The organism is Bombilactobacillus sp. ESL1097 (genome assembly GCF_058107205.1).
In genome coordinates this window covers 334,801-354,941 of the sequence record NZ_JBYLUB010000002.1, presented here as the reverse complement: position 1 = coordinate 354,941, position 20,141 = coordinate 334,801, and the positions used below count along the sequence as shown (strand labels likewise).

At 38.9% G+C, this 20,141-nt stretch carries 19 protein-coding genes and 1 tRNA gene; 3 read left to right on the top strand and 17 right to left on the bottom strand.

What is annotated here, in order from left to right:
- Window positions 1-220: 220 nt before the first annotated feature.
- The 7 genes from AC3B6D_RS05720 to AC3B6D_RS05690 form a co-directional block, all read right to left on the bottom strand.
- The gene (locus tag AC3B6D_RS05720) at window positions 221-1,363 is read right to left on the bottom strand and encodes an ArgE/DapE family deacylase (protein ID WP_489758139.1); all 1,143 of its coding nucleotides are present in this window, start codon (window positions 1,361-1,363) and stop codon (window positions 221-223) included.
- Window positions 1,364-1,373: 10 nt separating this feature from the next.
- Window positions 1,374-2,132, bottom strand: coding sequence for an amino acid ABC transporter ATP-binding protein (locus AC3B6D_RS05715; protein ID WP_489758138.1), 759 nt, complete (start codon window positions 2,130-2,132; stop codon window positions 1,374-1,376).
- A complete protein-coding gene (locus AC3B6D_RS05710; protein WP_489758137.1) occupies window positions 2,119-3,624 on the bottom strand; it encodes an ABC transporter substrate-binding protein/permease in 1,506 nt (501 codons plus the stop codon). The genes AC3B6D_RS05715 and AC3B6D_RS05710 overlap by 14 nt, the downstream gene beginning before the upstream one ends.
- Before the next feature lie 258 nt (window positions 3,625-3,882).
- The gene (locus tag AC3B6D_RS05705; protein ID WP_489775141.1) at window positions 3,883-4,815 is read right to left on the bottom strand and encodes an NlpC/P60 family protein; all 933 of its coding nucleotides are present in this window, start codon (window positions 4,813-4,815) and stop codon (window positions 3,883-3,885) included.
- Between the two features lie 230 nt (window positions 4,816-5,045).
- Window positions 5,046-5,399: an iron-sulfur cluster biosynthesis family protein gene (locus tag AC3B6D_RS05700; protein WP_489758135.1), complete on the bottom strand. Its 354-nt coding sequence runs from the start codon at window positions 5,397-5,399 to the stop codon at window positions 5,046-5,048.
- Between the two features lie 95 nt (window positions 5,400-5,494).
- Window positions 5,495-6,148 carry an HXXEE domain-containing protein gene (locus AC3B6D_RS05695; RefSeq protein ID WP_489769524.1) on the bottom strand — a complete coding sequence of 218 codons (654 nt, stop codon included), beginning with the start codon at window positions 6,146-6,148 and terminating at the stop codon, window positions 5,495-5,497.
- 5 nt (window positions 6,149-6,153) lie between these two features.
- The gene (locus tag AC3B6D_RS05690) at window positions 6,154-6,801 is read right to left on the bottom strand and encodes an HXXEE domain-containing protein (RefSeq protein ID WP_489758133.1); all 648 of its coding nucleotides are present in this window, start codon (window positions 6,799-6,801) and stop codon (window positions 6,154-6,156) included.
- Between the two features lie 104 nt (window positions 6,802-6,905).
- On the opposite strand from AC3B6D_RS05690, the gene AC3B6D_RS05685 reads away from it, so the two are divergent.
- Window positions 6,906-7,454 (top strand): TetR/AcrR family transcriptional regulator, encoded by a 549-nt coding sequence (locus AC3B6D_RS05685; protein ID WP_489775140.1) that lies wholly within the window; start codon window positions 6,906-6,908, stop codon window positions 7,452-7,454.
- Between the two features lie 70 nt (window positions 7,455-7,524).
- Here the strand turns inward: AC3B6D_RS05685 and guaA are convergent, their stop codons facing one another.
- Window positions 7,525-9,072: a glutamine-hydrolyzing GMP synthase gene (guaA, locus tag AC3B6D_RS05680; RefSeq protein ID WP_489775139.1), complete on the bottom strand. Its 1,548-nt coding sequence runs from the start codon at window positions 9,070-9,072 to the stop codon at window positions 7,525-7,527.
- Window positions 9,073-9,091: 19 nt separating this feature from the next.
- On the bottom strand, window positions 9,092-9,763 hold the full coding sequence (locus AC3B6D_RS05675) for a hypothetical protein (RefSeq protein WP_489769520.1): 672 nt from the start codon (window positions 9,761-9,763) through the stop codon (window positions 9,092-9,094).
- 171 nt (window positions 9,764-9,934) lie between these two features.
- On the opposite strand from AC3B6D_RS05675, the gene AC3B6D_RS05670 reads away from it, so the two are divergent.
- Window positions 9,935-10,636, top strand: coding sequence for a hypothetical protein (locus AC3B6D_RS05670; protein ID WP_489775138.1), 702 nt, complete (start codon window positions 9,935-9,937; stop codon window positions 10,634-10,636).
- Window positions 10,637-10,797: 161 nt separating this feature from the next.
- Here the strand turns inward: AC3B6D_RS05670 and AC3B6D_RS05665 are convergent.
- The 3 genes from AC3B6D_RS05665 to AC3B6D_RS05655 form a co-directional block, all read right to left on the bottom strand.
- Window positions 10,798-10,870: transfer RNA gene (locus AC3B6D_RS05665), tRNA-Thr, on the bottom strand.
- A gap of 89 nt (window positions 10,871-10,959) precedes the next feature.
- Complete coding sequence (locus AC3B6D_RS05660; RefSeq protein ID WP_489775137.1) at window positions 10,960-12,810, bottom strand: cation:proton antiporter domain-containing protein; 1,851 nt, start codon at window positions 12,808-12,810, stop codon at window positions 10,960-10,962.
- A 119-nt stretch (window positions 12,811-12,929) separates the two neighbouring features.
- On the bottom strand, window positions 12,930-13,445 hold the full coding sequence (locus AC3B6D_RS05655; RefSeq protein WP_489769517.1) for an HdeD family acid-resistance protein: 516 nt from the start codon (window positions 13,443-13,445) through the stop codon (window positions 12,930-12,932).
- Window positions 13,446-13,541: 96 nt separating this feature from the next.
- On the opposite strand from AC3B6D_RS05655, the gene AC3B6D_RS05650 reads away from it, so the two are divergent.
- Entirely contained in the window at window positions 13,542-14,201 is a 660-nt protein-coding gene (locus tag AC3B6D_RS05650) for a metal-dependent transcriptional regulator (RefSeq protein ID WP_489758126.1), read from the top strand.
- 114 nt (window positions 14,202-14,315) lie between these two features.
- On the opposite strand, the gene AC3B6D_RS05645 is transcribed toward AC3B6D_RS05650, so the two are convergent.
- The 5 genes from AC3B6D_RS05645 to AC3B6D_RS05625 form a co-directional block, all read right to left on the bottom strand.
- On the bottom strand, window positions 14,316-15,050 hold the full coding sequence (locus AC3B6D_RS05645; protein ID WP_489758125.1) for a DUF975 family protein: 735 nt from the start codon (window positions 15,048-15,050) through the stop codon (window positions 14,316-14,318).
- A 23-nt stretch (window positions 15,051-15,073) separates the two neighbouring features.
- Window positions 15,074-16,336 (bottom strand): tyrosine--tRNA ligase, encoded by a 1,263-nt coding sequence (tyrS, locus tag AC3B6D_RS05640; protein ID WP_489758124.1) that lies wholly within the window; start codon window positions 16,334-16,336, stop codon window positions 15,074-15,076.
- Between the two features lie 64 nt (window positions 16,337-16,400).
- Complete coding sequence (locus tag AC3B6D_RS05635; RefSeq protein WP_489769516.1) at window positions 16,401-17,384, bottom strand: glycosyltransferase family 2 protein; 984 nt, start codon at window positions 17,382-17,384, stop codon at window positions 16,401-16,403.
- Complete coding sequence (locus tag AC3B6D_RS05630) at window positions 17,381-18,838, bottom strand: hypothetical protein (protein WP_489775136.1); 1,458 nt, start codon at window positions 18,836-18,838, stop codon at window positions 17,381-17,383. Before AC3B6D_RS05630 ends, AC3B6D_RS05635 begins: the two co-directional genes overlap by 4 nt.
- Complete coding sequence (locus tag AC3B6D_RS05625; RefSeq protein ID WP_489775135.1) at window positions 18,838-20,019, bottom strand: aminotransferase class I/II-fold pyridoxal phosphate-dependent enzyme; 1,182 nt, start codon at window positions 20,017-20,019, stop codon at window positions 18,838-18,840. Before AC3B6D_RS05625 ends, AC3B6D_RS05630 begins: the two co-directional genes overlap by 1 nt.
- Window positions 20,020-20,141 lie beyond the last annotated feature (122 nt).

The following is a 20,141-nucleotide window of genomic DNA, read 5'->3' as shown; positions in this document are numbered from 1 at the left end:
TGAGATTGCTCCCAGACCATCTTCAATATCCGTTTTAAATCACTTTTCAGCCACCGTGACTCTCTAAATTAGCGTGATATTTACTCATCTTTTCTCAGCAATTTTTAATTATTGCAACTTTAAAACAGCAACAACTTTTTGTCAACCTTTTTCTTAAAAAGCAGAAACCAAATTTCTGAGTAATGAAACTTAACACAACAACTATTGTGAAGTGCTATTTTTAATTCATTTGCCAAAAATTTTGTGCCAAAGCTTGATAAAATTGGCAGCCTAACAAATAATTTTGGACACTGACCCATTCATTAGCTTGGTGATCACTCACTCCTTCACCTGGACCACAAATGACAATCGGAAATTTACCAACTTGAATATATTCTGAAGCTTCAGTTGCTCCTTGACCGGCGATGATTTCGCCTGGCAAATGCAGTTGCTTTTGTAAAACAGACTGGGCTATAGTCACTAATTTACTTTGCGATTGATCCGGTAACGGTAACTCCGGATAACGATACTCAATGGTTAAATCGGCCCCTTGAGCATTTAATTGTTGAATTTGCTCATTTAAAAATTGATAAATTTGTTCATGAGTGTAAGCCGGCGTTGTCCGAATATTTCCCGTTAAACTTGCTTGTGCGGGGACGGAGTTAATCTGTTCACCGCCCTGGATTTGGCTCAGAACATGCGTCATTTTACCTAAAATAGGATCCGCTAGCTCAGCTTGTGCAAAATAGGCTTGCACTTTTTGGGCAAAGTCTATTAATGGCCAAATCGCATTTTTGCCCGCCGCTGGTGTCGAAGCATGAGCCGCCTTTCCCCGTGAAGTGACACAGTAATCAATGACGCCCTTATGCGTAACTTCCAGCTGCAAATTGGATGGCTCACCAATAACTAGTCCGGATAAATCATCGACTAAACCCAACTTGACTAATTGAGCTGCACCATATTCGCCCGTCTCTTCACCAACTGTGGCTAATAGTCGGACTCGTCCTGCCAACGGCTGTTTGGCCGCTAATAAATCAAGCATGGCCACAATCATTGCTGCTAAGCCGGATTTCATATCACTCGCACCGCGACCATAAACTTTATCATTACGAACAGTTCCTGCAAAAGGCGGCGTTTGCCAAGCATGAGCATCAGCTGCAACGACATCTTCATGACCACTAAAACCCAAAATCGGTCCGGTTTGTCCAATTGTAACTAATAAGTTATCGCGTCCCGGAGCAAAATTAACGCGTTGAATTGCTACTTGATCGGCATACGGCTGAAACAACTGTGCAATATAGTCGGCGACCTGGCTTTCGTTTTGATCAACGGTCTCGATTGCAATTAAATCAGTTAAAATTTTTAACGCTTGTTGTTGTTCCATAAAATAACCCCTAAGACTCTAAAATCTTATCTAAAAAGTCCTGTGCCCGCTGAGTTTGAGGATGTTGAAAGAATTGTGCTGGTGTAGCAGACTCTTGAATGCCACCATCGGCCATAAACCAAACCTGATCAGCAACGTTACGGGCAAAACCCATTTCGTGAGTAACGACAATCATCGTCATTCCTTTTTGAGCCAGATCCTGCATTACTTTCAAAACTTCGCCCACCATTTCGGGATCTAAGGCCGACGTAGGTTCGTCAAAAAGTAGCACTTGCGGATCCATCATTAAGGCCCGCGCAATGGCCACTCTTTGTTGTTGGCCCCCTGATAAATTAGCCGGATAGGCCGTTTGTTTATCACTCAAACCTACTTGTTCTAACAGTTCTTGTGCTTTCGCAGTCGCTGCCGTTTCTGAAATTTGCTTAACTTTCAGCGGTGCTAAGGTCAAGTTATCCAAAACTGTCATGTGAGGGAACAAATTGAATTGCTGAAAAACCATCCCCATTTGCTGACGCAACTGATCCAGCTGTTTATCCGCTAACTGTGTTAAGTCTTGCTCTTTGAAAAGGACCGCCCCCGAAGTTGGTTGATCCAATAAATTTAAACATCTTAAAAAGGTACTTTTCCCGGCTCCTGAAGGTCCAATTAAACAAATTACTTGACCTTCGTGTACTTGTGAATCAATATTTTTGAGCACTGTATTGGTGCCAAATGCTTTTGTTAATTGTTTCGTTGCTAACAAAACTGGCTGTTGTTTAGTCGTTTCCATGGCCCATTTTCCTTTCAAAATATTTCATTAAACGCGACAAACTGAACGTAATGATAAAGTACAAAATCATGGTGATGACTAAAGGCATTACGCCACGATACGTATCCGCCTGCACTAAACGCGATTGATAAATTAAATCTTTAACTCCAATTACAGACACAATCGAACTTTCCTTAATCAAAGAAATAAATTCATTACCTAAAGCGGGCCAAATGTTTTTCATTGCTTGTGGAAAGACGACATACCGCATGGTTAAAACCCGTGACATTCCTAACGAACGGGCAGCTTCTCTTTGCCCAACATTAACCGAATTAATACCGGAACGAATCACTTCAGCCACATAAGCTGCCGAATTTAGCGAAACCGCAATAATTCCCGATAATAAAGCGGGAATATTAACAACCACACCTAAACCAAAATAAATAAACAGTAATTGCACCATCAACGGTGTGCCCCGCACAAATTCAATATAAGCTCCTGCTAACTTTTGCGCCCAAGAACTCTGACTTAACCGCATTAAACCTAAGATGATTCCTAATAAGAACCCAAAGAAGACCGAAATTGCGGAAATCATTAAGGTATAACCCACACCAGCAACAAAGAAATCTTTATAAGCCCACATGGAGTTAGCTTTTTGCTTGGCTTTCTTAGATTTATTATTGGTCATATATTTACCAACTTTGGGTAAATAGACTTTATTAATTAAATTATCCTTGTGAATCGTATCAATGGATTTATTGGCTGCTTGTACTAAAGAATTGGCCCCTTTAGGAAAAGCAATTGCAGAACCCGCTGACGAAATCTTAAAACCCGAAGGAATCCGAACCAAACCATTAGTATTTTTGACAAAGGCTTTAGCGGTTGCCGTATCAACTGCCACTGCGTCAATCTTATGTGTTTGCAACGCCAAAACTAAATCATTGTCTTTATCCATGCCTTTGAGTTTCGAAGCTTTAGCTTGTTGTTTAATCAATGAATACTGAATAGAACCTGTTTGTGCGCCAATAGTTTTGCCTGAAAATGATCGGTAATTATGATACCTATGTACATCAGCTTGCCGAATTAATAAATCTTGCCCTGTTTGATAATAATCCTTGCTAAAAGCCACACTCTTCGCCCGTTGTGGCGTGTTATTCATACCTGAAATGACCATATCAACCTTGCCAGTCTCTAAAGCCACCAACAACGAATCAAAATCCATCCGCTCAATAACTAATTTCACACCCAAGTCCGACGCAATTTTTTGACCGACTTCGACATCCATTCCGACAACTGTTGATTTGCCATGAATATTTTTAACGAATTCATATGGTGGAAAATCAGGACTAGTTCCCATCACTAGCTCTTTTTTAGCTTGCACTTTTTGCAAATAGTCATCTTGCACTTGACCATTTGTTCCCGCGGCTTGCGCTTGTGTGGTCGCCGTCAATCCTCCCCAAATGACCGTCAAAATTACAATTAATACTTGTAACCAAGACTTATGCTTGTTCATAAATAATACCTCCTTTATTTAATAACTCACATTATAAAATAATAAGCAAAAATTGCAAGATTTTAATTAAAATTAAAATTAAAAAAATAACTTTGAAACTATTGTTCCAAAGTTATCATTAGACCGCAGTAACAATCAATCACCTATTACATTTTTTAAACGTAATTAATTGATGAGAAAAGTCTCAATTACCTTGGCTCACCAACGTAGTGAAGATTATTACTATTCGGTTGATTAATTTCCAATATTTTAGCAATTTTAACGAATTGGCCGCGCAAACGTTAACGTATAATTACCTTGTAATAAACTCAAAAATGACGTAGCAAAGCCATCTTCATTAACACCCTTAGCAGTAGTGCGACCACCCATCTGAATCACTGGTGTCATGTTACTACCAGGTGTCACATTCTGCCACGGTCCTTCTAAGATCGCAGTATGTCCATTTTGTCCAAAGCCATCATTGGTATTAACAATAACAATATCCCCTGCCTGAGCTTGACTAGGATCAATCGCTTGTAAATATTGGTGAGCACCCTTAGCATCGTTTTCCATGGTTTGTGTGTACCAACCCATATTAGCCGGAACACGATAACCGGCTTTGGCTAAAGCTAGCCAAACAAAACCAGAACAATCGGTAACACCATTAGGATTAGGATTGGCCACGGAACCGATGTTACCAATACCATGAGTCGCACCATAATTAAAGTAACCCAGCATACTCTTAGCCGTTGTCACTACATCACCATTATTAACTGGCGTAGCAGTGGTGGCAGGAGTATTGGTCACACTGGCAGCATTAGTAACTGGTGTTGGGCTGACTGGTGTTGTCACGCCGGTATCCAAATTCTTAGTCACTACGTTAGTGGGCGTGACGTTTAAAGAACTATCTTGAGCGCGTAACCACTCGTTAGGTGCAACCTGATACATCAAAACATTTTGTAAGTTTTGACTTCCACCTTGAAAATAAGCAACTTTACCAACGCGCCATTGCGTATTGGCCGGTAGTTGTCGATTAGGGATTACTTGCCCTTGATTATTATATAAATTAACCGTACTCGTTTGCGCATTAGTTGTGGCAATCTTGGCATTGTAAGTATCAGCTTTAGTCGGTGAAGTTTGAGTCGTTACCGCCGCTACACCAGCCGCCATCAAAGTACCAGCTGCTAAAACTTTATTTAATTGTTTCACCATAAATCATCCCTTATCTCCACTCAATTCCTGTTGTAATTTACTAATACTAATTTACAACGAATTGTGCCAAATGTGAAGCAAAATGTTTAAGAATTTCTTAAGATGCTACAAAGCAATTTGTCAATTTCCATCAGTGTTGCAATAGTCGCCATTATTTAAAAAATAAAATACGCGTAATTAAAAAATCACACGTACTTTGTTTAAGATTAAGTAAGTGGTACTCCTAAATGTTAACGTTCATCGACAACTGGTACGCGACTAGCAATCATCCCCGCATGCGCCCCGGTCAACTGTAAAACACCACCGGCGGTAGCTTTTAATTGCATTTGTTCGTCTAAAAAGTCCTGTGAATAAGATTTGATTAAAAAGTCGCCGACCGAGGTTGTTAACATCTGTTGAAAATCATGATGATCAGCACTCTTTTGAATCACAGTCAAGTTAAAGTTCACATTTAAGGTACAACTAGCTTGCGTATGCGAATAATCACTTACCCCGTCATCAAAGTTTAATAGTATCAAAGCATTTGGATCATCCAAATACGGTTGCAATTTAGTTTGTGCAGCTGAATCAACTTGTAAAAACATTCTACTTAACTCCCTTTCCTTTGAGCCTCATTGATTATGATAGTTAAAAAGCGGAGAATTGCCAAGCAATTAGAATTATAATCTGTTAAGCAGAGTTACTTTTGCCAGCTAGCAAAAGCTTTAACTTTACGATATTGTTGCACTTGCCAATCTGCGACTTTGTATGGTGAGTTAGGATTTTTGAGTAACTGCACTGGTAAAACAATAATTGCAACCATTGCCACAATCAATACTCCAACGCCTAACAACCAGTCTAATGGCACCACCAAGTTATTTTCTACAATATAAATGAAATAGCCCACACTGACTGGCATTAACAAACAAATCGCGGTAGCCATGCCCGGATTGTACCACGTCTTTAACGCTTTATTCATCATCAAAGCATGCCCGGGTAATTGAATCAAATTAAAGAACATAATCCCTAGTCCTAACCAAATCCAGTGGGGAAAAATTATTCCTAACAAGTAAAACAACCATGAAATGACATTAACTAACATGGAGGATAAAGTATTTCCCGGGAAATTGCGATAATTCTGCGGCTCATGATAAATTCCTAAATTAATCACTAAGGCTGCGCCACCAGGCAAAATGTATTCTTCAGATTGGTGCGCTAATAAAGCCATCAGACTCATAATCATAAAAACTTGCAGAGTGTTTAATTGACGGCCACCCCAAAAACCCATATAAAACGCCAATCCCACAAACATTATTGCAGCTAAGTGCTGCCAGTGTCGACATAAAAATTTCATTGCTATTACTCCTTATTCATTTTCTTCATATAATACTGCGCACGGTTCACTTCTTCAGTAGTAAAAGAATATTGTTTCAGCGATCCTAACTTTTTATAGATTGGCGAACGAAAAGCGACCCAATAATTAAAGGCAATCCAAATCACAGCCATTACTAAATCGAGCCATGAATATTGCCCCTGTGAGATCGCACGCCATAAATAATTAACCGAAATAGGTAATAGTCCCAATAACGCAGTTAATAAGCCCGGATTATACCAAACTTTCATGGCCCAATTGAAATAAAACAAGTGCATCGCAATTTCTGCAAAAGCAAAAATCACTGCTGCCAATGCTAAAAAGTGAACTTGTGGTACAAATAATGGCAAAAGGTACACGACCACAGCGAACCATTCATTGCCAAAAAATGATGAAGCTTGATTTAAATCCCACTGACGAGAATCATCATCAGTTAAATGCAATTCAATTTTCATCCCGATCCAGGGAAAACCACCGGGAAAACCCATTTCTTCATAAAAATGTAGATGTAAAACTACTAAAGAAGCCAATAACGTTTGTTGCAGCAATGTCCAGTCGCCACAAACCAAAATGACAGTCAACAAACCTGCCACATAAACTGCCCATTGGTACCAATGTTGAACTAATCGCTTCATTTCTGATGCCTCACTCGTTATTGTTTAGCTAGTCACTTTAGATTATAATAACTGCAAATAATTTTGCATAGTAACTTAATCCAATGAGAGTGAGAATTGCACAATTGTCAAATAATGAGCCAATTTATCTTGCTAAACAAACTACTAAGGCCCGCCAAACGCAGGCCGATTTTATCAGCGCATTATTAGCTTTATTAACAGATCATTCTTTTAGCTCTTTAAGAGTCATTGATGTGGTCAACAAAGCCGGTTATGCCCGCCGGACTTTTTACCATTATTTTCAATCTTTAGAAGATGTTTTAATGACCTATTTGAATCAGCTAACTTGTACCTTATTCAGTCAATTAGCCCAAGAAGATCACCAACAATTTACTGAGATTGTTTTTTACTTTTTTAACTTTTGGCAACAACATCGCCAAATTTTGTTACTCTTACAAAAAAATAAATTACTTCATTTGTTAGAACGTTCTTGGTTAGATAATTTACAACAGAGTGCCTTAGCTAACCTTCCCACGGACAACGCCAGTTATTTACAAAATTTTGCCATTGGGGGTATGTTTGCGATGTTAATTAATTGGTTAAACCGCGGTGCTACCAAGTCGCCCACTGAAATGGTGCAAATTGCCTTAGATATTAAACAACATCTGACTTAATAATCAAAAAAGCAATGTCATCAAAAATAACTGATTACATTGCCTTTTCTATTCAACAGATTAACAAATTTTATTCCCACTCAATCGTTGCTGGTGGCTTAGAAGTAATGTCATACACGACGCGGTTAACGTGGGCGACTTCGTTCGTAATGCGCGTAGAAATTTTGGCTAACACGGCCCACGGAATTTGGGCAAAGTCGGCTGTCATGCCATCAATGGAAGTTACTGCGCGAATACCAACAGTATAATCATATGTGCGCCCATCACCCATCACACCAACACTGCGCATACCTGGTAACACGGTAAAGTATTGCCAGATCGATTCCTGCAAGCCCGCTTTTTTAATTTCATCGCGTAAAATCCAATCACTGTCCCGCACAATTTGGAGTTTATCCGCTGTGACTTCTCCCAAAACTCGAATTCCCAGTCCGGGGCCGGGAAACGGTTGCCGCCAAACTAAATCGTGGGGCATCTCTAATCTTTCGCCGAGTTCACGCACTTCATCTTTAAATAACGTCCGCAAGGGCTCAATCAAGGTAAATTGCAAATCCTCAGGTAAACCACCGACATTATGGTGGGACTTAATTGTTTGCGCCGTATTAGTGCCACTTTCAATTACATCAGTATACAAAGTACCTTGCGCTAAGAAATCAATGCCATCTAACTTACGTGCTTCATCATTAAAAACTTGAATAAATTCATTACCAATAATTTTCCGTTTTTGCTCTGGATCAGTAACACCTTTTAATTTGTCCATAAACCGTTGTTGGGCATCAACCTTAATAATATTCAGACCGAACTTACCCTCTAAGCTCGCCATTACTTCCTGCGCTTCACCTTTGCGTAACAAACCATGATCGACAAAGATACTAGTTAATTGTGAACCAATGGCCTTATGTAGCAGGACACCAGTCACTGAAGAATCAACGCCGCCAGACAAGCCTAATAATACTCGGCGCTTACCCACTGTGGCACGAATTTTAGCAATTTGTTCAGTGATAAAATCTTGCATGCTCCAATTAGCCGTAGCTTGGCAAATTTGAAATGTGAAGTTGCGTAAAATATCCAAGCCATACTCACTATTACGCACTTCCGGATGAAACTGGACACCATAAAATTGACGTTGGGTATCAGCAACTACGGCAAACGGGGTACTATCGCTCACGGCTACTGCCGTAAACTCTGCCGGGATTTGGGTCACCCGATCGCCATGGCTCATCCAAACAAATTGCTGTTGGGGCAAGTCAGCAAATAATAAATTCGTGGTATCTGACACTTTAATTTGCGCCCGACCATATTCTGGTTTGCCTGCGGCTTGCACTTGCCCCCCCAAATCATGCATCATCAATTGCATCCCGTAACAAATTCCCAAAATGGGAATTCCTAATTGCCAAATTTGCGGATCAATCGTTAAAGCATCATGATCATAAACGCTATTGGGACCCCCAGATAAGATAATACCTTGCGGTTGTTTTGCCTGGATTTCCTGCGCACTGATGGTGTGTGGTAATAACTCGGAATAAACCCCCATATCACGAATCCGCCGGGTAATTAATTGATTGTATTGACTACCGTAATCTAAAACTAAAATACTATCAACTTGTTTCGACTCTGTCATGCAATCACGTCTCCCTTTTTTAAATCAAAATCACTCGTAAAATAGCTACAAAAATTCCTAATAACAAACTAATCTGAAAATTTTGTGTCGCTAAGTAAACCACGGCTAATAAACAACCAATTGCACAGTAAATAAAGAAATTAATAAAATGAAAGACTTCCATATTCAGTAGTCCATACAAAATACCACTAATAATAATGCCTAATAAAGCATTGGTTAAAGTATTTTCTCGAAAGAAATAATTAAAGAAAAAGCCCGTGACAACAAATTGTTGTTCCACAGCCACTATAAAAGCAGAGGCCAACAAATCAAACCAAAAAACTAACAGTCCCCGATCCAGATAGTCTGAGGAGACCCTTAATGATGGTAACCGCCCTTGCGCTTTTAAATAACTAATCAGGAATAAGAAAATACCAATAATGAGCGCTATAAAAGTCACAAAGCCAAAAAACAACCCCAATCCTTCGAATAAGTTGGGGGCTGAGCCTTCAAACGATAGCTGCTCATGGCGATAGCGCCCGACCATCATTAACAAAAAAAATGCTGAAACAATCAAAAAAAGCACGGCATAAGCCCAACGGATCGACTTACTACCAATACTTAATTGTTCCAAATGCTGCGAAATTACAACCATTATTAACCAGATGACATACCAAATTCCACGTAAAGTTGGTGATTTTAAAACATTCATATTATTCTCCATTTGTAACAGTTATCCTTAGCGAATTATACCATTATCAAAGTCGCGACTACAACTTAATTATCAAAGTCAAAAGTTTTGTGACTCATCATAGGACTAAACGTGAAAAACTGCTATAATGTGATTGTTAACAAATAAAATGAAAGTGTGGTTAGAACAACAATGTTTAATAAAAAATTAACTGTTGCTGTGGCAGGTTTTGCATTCTTATTAGCAGGCTGCTCAAATTCAAATAATAGCGCAGATAATAAGCCCTTTAGCGCACACAATACTACGGGCACTAAAGTTTTTAAACAAGAAATTACAGGTAATTCCAACAAAGGTAGCAAAGTTTATTATCAAGTTGCAGATAATCCTAAGCAAAGTGTGACTGTCAAAAACGATAAGTATACGATTTCTTTACCAGCAGCAACTAAAAAGCGTCAAGTGAAAGTTAGTCAAAGCAAAGCTTTGAAAAAGCCAATTAAAGTAACGGTGCAAAAGCCGAAGAAGATTTTATCCTTGCAAGATTTTGCTAATAACTTTAATAATTCAAAGCAACTACAAGCTAAGATGGCTGCTAAATTGCCAAAATTAAATCAACCAATGGAACTTTTATTTAGTCCAACAACGACTTATAAAATGCTCAGTAATGGAACGAACCTCTATCGGGTTGCTTTAACTTTCAACGATTATAAGAGTAACGAAGTCAAAGCTAACGTCAATGCTTTTGCCAGTGGGTTGAAGATCAAACGGGCTGACTTGAATAACCTCGTTAAAAAAGCTAAAAGTAATAAAGGACAACAACAAAATCAGAAGTTGAATCATTACCAAGTAACCGCTGTTGTTCAAGGCAAGAAGTTAAGTATCGGTGTACTTAAATAATTAGTTAAATTGATGCCGTTTAAAAAAGATTGTGACCAAGTTTGAAACAACTTTGGTTGCAATCTTTTTTTGTATAATCCAGCCCCGCTCAACTAAGTTAGGAGTTGCATTTTTTAAACACAAAAATAGGATGAGATCAAAAATCTCATCCTATTACCTTAAGCCATCTATCGGGTTTGAACCGACGACCTCCACCTTACCACGGTGGCGCTCTACCTACTGAGCTAAGATGGCAATTGAGCACTTATTTATATTAGCAAACAATTACCTATTTGCCAAGCCCAATTTGTATTTATCGCAAATTTATTTTTATCTCCGTGTCCTTAATTCTGTTCACCTAAAGTCGTCCGTAATTTTACAATCGACTCCCATGGTCCCGTCAAAATTAAGTGATCATTTTGCTGCAACAACGTTTCGCCATGTGGAATTAACGGCTTGCCGTTGCGAATAATGCGACTGACCACCACATCTTTCGGCAATTGCGCCACTGTTGTTCCAGCAAAATTAGGGTTAACCAATTTAAATTCAAAGATGCGTGAATGCTTCGAAGTAATTAACGGTAAAATTCGTGAAGATTCAATGGCTGAACGCAAAACGCCTGCGCCCACATCAAAGGTATTGAAGAACTCAACATGCGCTTGCGTCAATTCTTGGGCCATCGTGCCAGATTTATCAGGATCTGGATTATCTAATCGAACCAAGACTCGCGGGACACCATATTTTTTAGCCGCTAACGCTAATTGAAAATTAATATTTGAATGAATGTGTGAAATCACCAAAATATCAGTATCAAAAATGCTGGCGGCAATTAATTTGGAAACATCTAAGTCTGGCAGTAAAGTAATGTCATAACTAGCTTTAAATGTGTCATAACTATCCTGATGGTTGGTATAAAGCGCCACTTCATACCATTCTTTCGGCAATTGTTGAGCGGCGGCTACTGCCAACGCAGTTGTGCCAATAATATGCACATTCGTCTTCGTCACTTTTTGTTCTTGGGGTTGATAATATTTCTTAAACAATAACGGTCCCAGTAAACAAGTGATAATTGCCGCCAAAGTAAAAGCGCCACTTTGCTGACTGGTCAAAGCATGAATATCTTGGGCAATGGCTACGCCGGAAATCACTAGGGTCATCGTCGTTTCCACTAACCACGTTCCCGCGATCGCATTCGACTTAGAAAATAGACGTTTGAAGCTCCAATAAGCTGGTAATTTAGCTACTAAGAAGGCCACTAATAATAGTGGAATCAAAATTAAAGTCTTTTTCGAACTTAATAATGTTATCAAATTCAGCTTAACTCCCGTTAAGATAAAGAAAAAGGGAATTAAAAAGCCATAACCAATGGCATTCAACTTCACTTCCGTGGCCTTCTGTGGCTCCAAAAGTTTGATCACAATTCCTGCTAAAAAGGCCCCCAAGATATTTTCGGCCCCTACTGACATGGCAAGCACTACCAAAATAATAATTACCAAAAAGGCAAAGCGCATATCTAGTTGTGTCGTCGATTTATTGAGCTTAATGACACTTTTAAAGAAATTCCGAAAACGTGCTAACAAAAAGGCTGCTGCTAGAAAAACTAAGGACAATAACCACAAAGTCGTACCATGGCCACCTTTAATGGCTGAGAAAATCGTCAACCCCATTAAGGGAATAATTTCTCCTAATACACCAAACAATAATAACGTTTGACCATAAGTATTACCCAATAAATTGTTTTCCTTTAAAATTCCAATCATGACGCCTAGAGAAACTGTCGCAAATAGGATTGATGATAAGAAAACGTCCTTAAACAAGCCACCCACGGCAAATAAAATCCCTAAAACAATACAAGCCACTAACGTTGAGACATAAGCGATGGCTGCCGTTTTTAATGGTGAGACATTGTCTGCTGTTTGGGCCCGCTTAATTTCTAAAGTGGTGGTCGGTTCCGGTTTTTTAAATAATGAAAAATCAATTTCCATCCCGCTTAAAAACAACAACATGATGGTTCCCAAAGTAGCGAGCGTATCTAAAACGGAATTAATGTGAATCACATTCAAACAACTTTTGCCTAAAATCACCCCAACAATAATTTCCGCAATGTTAGACGGTATCAAAGAAACTTTGAACCGCGCCAAAATCGTTGGTGTCAAAAAAGCCGCCAACGCCACAATAACTAATGAAAGATCCATGCTAATAACTACCCCTCTGTTGACTAATATGTAGTACCATCAATGATTTGCTGAAACAGCAAAATTGACAGCATTAATTATACTATGAATTGTCAACTGTCGGTAGTCTCATTAACAATTTAAAAAGCTTCCACGATTTCTAATATACCAGCGACAAAGAAATAAGTTGCCGCCAACGCCACGATCAATATGGCAGCTAACATTGGACGAAATAATAAGCTGACGCCCGCAACGATACTCAAAATTGCCAGCCCAATAATTAGCCAATGATAACTTTTGCCCATAGTATGGTATAAAGGCGCAATACTAATTTCTGCCAGACCATCAACAATAAACCAAATGGCAAAAATATAAATTAAAGTAGAAACTGCCAATGGTAAATTGAATAAGAAGATAATGCCCAAAATGATATCTACAATGGCTGCAAAAATTAACCACCCCGTCTGCCGTTTTGTCACTTTCCTCAAGCGGTAGCTTAACCATAATTGATAAACGCCACGCACGAACGCAAAAATACCAACTACGACAATGATGGACAATAAGCCGGTCAGAGGATGGCTCATAATCAAGTAGCCAACATACAAAGAAAATATTCCAATAATTAGACTAAAGAAATCAAACTTCCGGGTCTTCATCAACTATTTGCCTCGATTTTTAAAATTAAATTGCACGTTTTTTACGAACACTTTATAATGAGCATAGTATCCTAAATTATAGGGGGTAGCAAGAATTTGTCACCCAGTCAAGAAAATTATTTAAAAAACATTTTTGAATTACAGCAAAGCGCACAAAAAGTTACGAATAAGCGCTTGGCAGCCATGATGAATGTTAGTGCCCCATCCGTTACTGAAATGCTCTTGACCCTCAGTCAAAATGGTTTTATCGAGCACACGCCATATAATTCCATTGCCTTAACTGCCAAAGGTCAAGCTTTAGCAGAAAAGTTAGTCCAGAAACATCGACTTTGGGAAGTCTTTTTAGCTGACAAATTACACTATCCATTAGTGGAAGTTCATCCGGAGGCCGATGCTTTAGAACATGCGACTGATGCCCAAATGACGGCTGCTTTAAATCGTTATTTGAACTTTCCGCAAAAGTGTCCACACGGCGGTATCATTCCGGGCAATGGTCAAGGCGAAACCGATGCCGATGATCTCATTTTAAGTCAGGTGAAACCTAATCTGCCCGTTAAAATCGTGCGGATTTTTGATAACCGCGACTTTTTGGCACATTTTGCTAGCTTAGGCTTAAAATTAAACCAAGTCATTACCGTTACGGAACACTCCAGCTTTGATCACTCAGTTTTAATCATTACTGATGAGCAACAAAAGATTTCTTTAAGTCAAAAATTAGCTAATTACATTTTTGTCGAACCAGTTGATGAAGCATGAGTAAGGTTGCTTACCAATTAAGTATTTCTTCAAATTACAATGAACACAAAAAAAACAATACCAGTTCAGACTAATGGTCCTTTCTGGTATTGTTTTTTGTTACTTATTATTCAGCTAAAATTGAGATTTCATGCGAACAGCCAAAATATCTTGATAAAAGGCGGCATAACTAGCTGCTTTATAAGGTGCTACATATAAGTTAGTCAACCCGAAAGTTAAACCATTCAGTATATCCCAGCCTAAAAAGCTCAGATCCAACATAAATAACCGCCATTTATTGCCCCGCATCATTTGCCAACTAAACCAAAGAGTTTTCAAAGTCTGGGTCCAAGATAGTTTTTGAACTTGAGAAAGATCTTTCAGGATAAAGTAAACCATACGTAAACCATAACTAAAATAAAGCCCGAAAATCCATAATAGTTGCAAACCTAATTCAAAAATGCCATAGCAAATCAACCATAAAAACAAAACGCGAAAGAAATACACTCCCGAAAAGACTTGTAAACTTTGCGATACGCCGCCTTTATAATTCAGACCACGCGTCCAATTTAAAGCTGCGAACTGAGTGCCAATCGCTACTAAAGCGTAAGCTAATTGTGCTTCAAGGCTATACCATAATAATTTAGGGCTGGCACTAACGAACTGCTGCACAACACGATATAATTGCTGTGAATCTAACCCACTAGGTAATTGATTAGTTATTTTTACGGCTAAACAAAAAATTAAATAAATAATCAATATTAATACTAGAGTTGGTACTAATCCTAAATACAACCAACTGCGCGGATGTTTCGCTAAATTGAGACGGGCTTGACGCTTAATTTCATAAATATTTTGGGGAAGTCGCAATCTTTTTTACCTATTCTTTCTAACTACCCTTGGATGCGAACCAAAGTGTACTTCTTTTTACCTTTACGAATAATCACAAATCGCCCATCAAACGCCTGGGTTGGATCTAATTCATAGTTAACGTCTTGTTGACGTTGACCATTAACATAAATTGCTCCGTTTTGAATATCTTCACGAGCTTGACGTCTTGAAGGTTCAATTTGGGTTTGATCAACCAAAAATTCCACCAAGTTACTAATTTGACCAGTAACACTCACTGATGGCACCGAGCTAAAACCTTGTTCAATTTCTTGCGCAGATAAAGCAAGTAAATCTCCACTAAACAAGGCAGCTGAAATTTTTTCTGCTTCATCAACAGCCGCTTGACCGTGCACAAAGCGGGTAACTTCTTGAGCTAATACGCGTTGGGCTTCCCGTTTTTCCGGAGCTGAATGCATTTGTTGTTCTAATTGCGAAATTTGGTCTTGATCTAAGAAAGTAAAGTACTTCAAGTACTTAATCACATCTCGATCATCAGTGTTAAACCAAAATTGGTAAAATTCGTACGGGCTAGTTTTCTTCGGATCTAACCAGACTGCGCCCCCTTCCGTTTTACCAAATTTAGTCCCATCGGCTTTCAGTAAGAGCGGAATAGTTAAGCCAAAGACTTGCGTATCATTGCCTTCAACTCGGTGAATCAAATCAATGCCCGCAGTAATATTGCCCCATTGATCACCGCCACCAATTTGCAAGCGAACTTGATGTTGGCGATAAAGCGTTAAGAAGTCAATCGCCTGTAAAATTTGATAAGTAAATTCAGTATAAGAAATCCCTACTTGTAAGCGCGAAGAGACAATCTCTTTATTCAACATTGTATTGACATTAAATAATTTGCCGTAATCTCGTAAAAAGGTGAGTAAATCAATTTTTGACAACCAATCATAGTTGTTAACAATTTCAAAGTTATCAGTTCCAAATAAAGCCACCATCTGCTTAGTTAAAGCCGCTTGGTTCTTTTGCACTTGCTCCATTGTTTGTAGAACACGTTCAGATTTTTTACCCGACGGATCGCCAATTGAACCCGTTGCTCCGCCAATAACGATCACTGGTTTATGACCTAATAATTGAAATCTCTTTAAAATCATAAAAGTTACTAAATGACCCACATGTAACGAATCACCGGTCGGATCAACCCCACAATATAGTGCAATCTGATGATCTTGAACATAAGACTTTAAACCTTCTGCATCAGTTTGTTGATTAATGGCACCGCGCCAAGTTAATTCATCAATAATATTTTTAGTCACGAACCTCACTCCTTTAGCAAGTATTTATCTTTCATTATAGCTAATTTTAACTAGAAAATTGACCCTAATTTTTTACTTTTGTGTTAGCTGATTCTTTAGCATGGTACAAATCTTTCTCAATTGTAAAACGCGGTCGTTGTTTTACTTCTTGAAAAATTTTCCCCACATATTCACCAATCACACTAATGCAGATCAGTTGCACACCACCTAACGCCCAGATTGAAATCATTAACGACGACCAGCCAGATACTACGGCGCCCCGTATTTTCTGCACAATAGTATACAGTAATAATAACAAGGCTACTAGCACAATAAAAAAGCCTAGACCCATGATTAATTTAATCGGCGCAATTGAAAAGGAAGTAATGCCATCAATAGCTAACTTCAACATTTTACTTAACGGATACTTGGATTCCCCTGCGACACGCGCTGCCCGTCGGTAATAGACTTTAGCACTCTGAAAACCGACTAATGGTACCAATCCCCGTAAAAACAAATTGCGTTCGGGATAATCTAATAGTACTTGAACAGCTCGTTGGCTCATTAATCGAAAATCTGCCGCATCCGGAATCATTTTAACTCCTAAAACACTCATCACTCGATAAAATAGTTCGGCCGTTGAACGTTTAAACGCACTATCAGTAGCGCGATTATTGCGTACACCATAAACTACTTCGTAGCCTTGATGATACTTGCCTACCATTTCAATGATGGCTTGGGGGTCATCTTGTAAATCCGAATCAATCGACACTACCATAGCGGAATCATGCACCACAGTACTTAAGCCAGCTAGTAGCGCACCTTGGTGCCCAAAATTACGGCTGAGCTTAACTCCGGTGACATTTTGATCCTCAGTACTATATTGTTCAATTAACGACCAAGTTTGATCTTTACTACCATCATCTACCAAAACGATTTGACTATCAGTCGCAATTTGGTGTTGAACAATCAGCTTTTGTAAGACTTGTTTTAAAACCGGAATGGATTGCGGCAAAACCGCCTGTTCATTAAAACAGGGCACCACAATACTTAATTTATTTGTGCTCACTGACCGCACCTCGACTCTTTTATCCCCATCCAAAACTGATTAACACCCACACTGGCAATGATCGCTAATATCGGCACGAACTCTAAGCGATAACGCCCTTGCACTTCGATGATTAGTTGCGCGCAAACGTAGGCAAATAACACCAGTAATAAGAGATTAAACTTTGAATTACTGGACTGCTTCAACCACAATACCACAGCTCCCAGCAACACTAATCCCATCTCAATCACACTAATCCCGTAAGCAATAATCGTTACCCACCAAGTATGTCGTGGCGTATGATTTTGGTCAAAAAGGGAAAAAGACAGCGTGTTAGACGGATTAGACCATAGAACAAAAAATTTCTTTACAAATAATTTCAGCCAGAGGTGATGCTTGTTCAAATAACGAATATGCTGCTGGGTGACATTTTTTTCTTTGTGTAACATCACTTGCCGGCTATCATGTAAATTAAACTGGTGCCGTACTTCATTTGAGTAAGCGCCAGCGGTCGGATAATTTAAGCCCATGACAAATTTCCATTCACTATCTCGATTACTTAATCCGTACGCGTTTAAACCAGATAATTTAATGGCAGAGCCCAAACTAGCCAGTAGCAAAAAATAAACTGCGACTAAACCCAATAGCTGAGCTATTGAAGATTTCCAGTTGCTTGGTACTGTCCACAACCGATAAATAAGCCAAAATACGACAATCCCAGACACAAAGACGACCCCTAAGGGGCGTAAGACATTGCCGAGTGCTAAGCAAATTCCCGCTGCTAACCAGTGAAACGGTCTAGCATCAATTAGCAGAATAAAGGTCAACAAGAAAAAGATTAACGCCAAATATTGGCTGGTCACCCGATTGTTCAGTGCCCACCATTCCAGATTAATCCCAATAAAAAATACACTAAGACGACTAATTGTTACTTGGTGGAATAATTTTTGTGCCAACACATAAGTTAAAGCTAGCACCACAACTTGTTGTACGACCGTGAACCATTGAAACAGTCGCAAATTAACACCAAATAATTTAATAAAACCCATTACGTAAACTAAAAAACCGGTTTGATAAGCCCACTTAGAAAAATAACTGTTATCAGTATGATAAATCGGGTGTCCGTGAACTGCTTGAGCGCCCAATTGCCAAAATTTATGATAGTCACTAAATTGTTTAGTTGGTGTTTGATAAATCCAAGCTAAAAAAAGCCCCGCAAAAATAATTAATAAAAGTGTGACCACCACTAAATTGTTAATTGGTTGATCGGGAATTTTGACTAATAACCAGGTGCAAACTGTGATTAAGCCTAGTAGCAAACACCAACTCACTACCAATAGCCACCGATCTGTACCTACCTGTTCTTTTAACAGCGTCCAACTATTTAAAATGGCTCCGACAACCATCAAGCCACTAAAGCCAATTAAAACCAATTTTAAAACTTTAGTCATCCATGATTGGAAAGTTGCACCCATCAAGCAATAGAACCTTCCTTTTTCTTCAAGTAATCAGCTAAACGCGTGACCGTCGTTTGGATTTTTTCCATGCTGGCAGCATAACTAATCCGCAAATAACCAGCACCTCCTAAACCGAAGAAACTGCCTGGTAATAAAGCCAACTTTTCTTGTGCAATTAACTCTTGCGCCACTAGGACGTCATCTTGCGGCAAACTGGCTGGCAATTTAATAAACAGGTAAAAAGCTCCCTGCGGTTTAGAAGTTTGAAAACCTAACTGTGTTAAATGTTGATACAAGTAATCCCGCCGTTTTTGATATTCCACTTTCATAGCTTTTGTATCATCTTGACCAGCTGTCAAGGCCGCAATGGCCGCATCCTGACTAACTTCTGGAATGGAAGTGGTAACTAATTCATGCACATGTAACAAATGAGCCATAATTTTTTGGGGACCACAAACATAGCCCACGCGCCAACCAGTCATCGCATGCGATTTAGATAAACCGTTCATTAAAATTGTTTGCTCCGGTAAAAACTTCGCTAAACTAACGTGTTGAACATCATAAGATAGTTCACTATAAATTTCGTCACTCAAAACAAAAATTTCAAATTGCCGTAACACATCAGCTAACGCTTGTAGCTGCTGTTGATCATAGGTTACCCCTGTCGGGTTATTCGGATAATTCAAAATAATAGCCTTAGCTTTCGGATGTTGTTGTAACAACGTTAATAAAACTTGAGGATCAATCCGAAAATCAGTTTGTGAAGTATCTAAATAAACTGGTTTTGCTTGGTTTAATAAGATATCCGGTTCATAAATAGTAAAACAAGGTGTCGGTAAAATTACTTCATCACCAGGATTTAATATTGCTGTTAAAGTGGTATAAACACTTTCCGTCACACCAATTGTAGTGACAATTTGTGTTTTGGGATCATATTGTAGATCATATTTGGTCTTTAAAAAGTCCGCAATTGCCTGTGTTAATTCAGGTTTGCCTTCCGGAATTGTATAGTGCATCTTATCATTTAAAATTGCTTGACTAGCCGTTTCACGAATATGCTGGGGCGTAATAAAATCTGGTTCCCCGACTGTCATATTCACAATGCCTGGTGTTTGATTAGCTTGAGCATTAAACAAAAAAATATCTTGTGGTTTTAACTGCAATGCAGCTGTACTCATTTTGGATTCTAAATCACTCATGTCAATCTTCCCTTCTTGGATTACCTAGAACAATTAGTTGTCTTTTGAAATTCTTTACCATCAGACTCTGCTTGCTAACTTATTAGCAAACTCTGTAAGCTTTCATTATACAGCTAAACCCG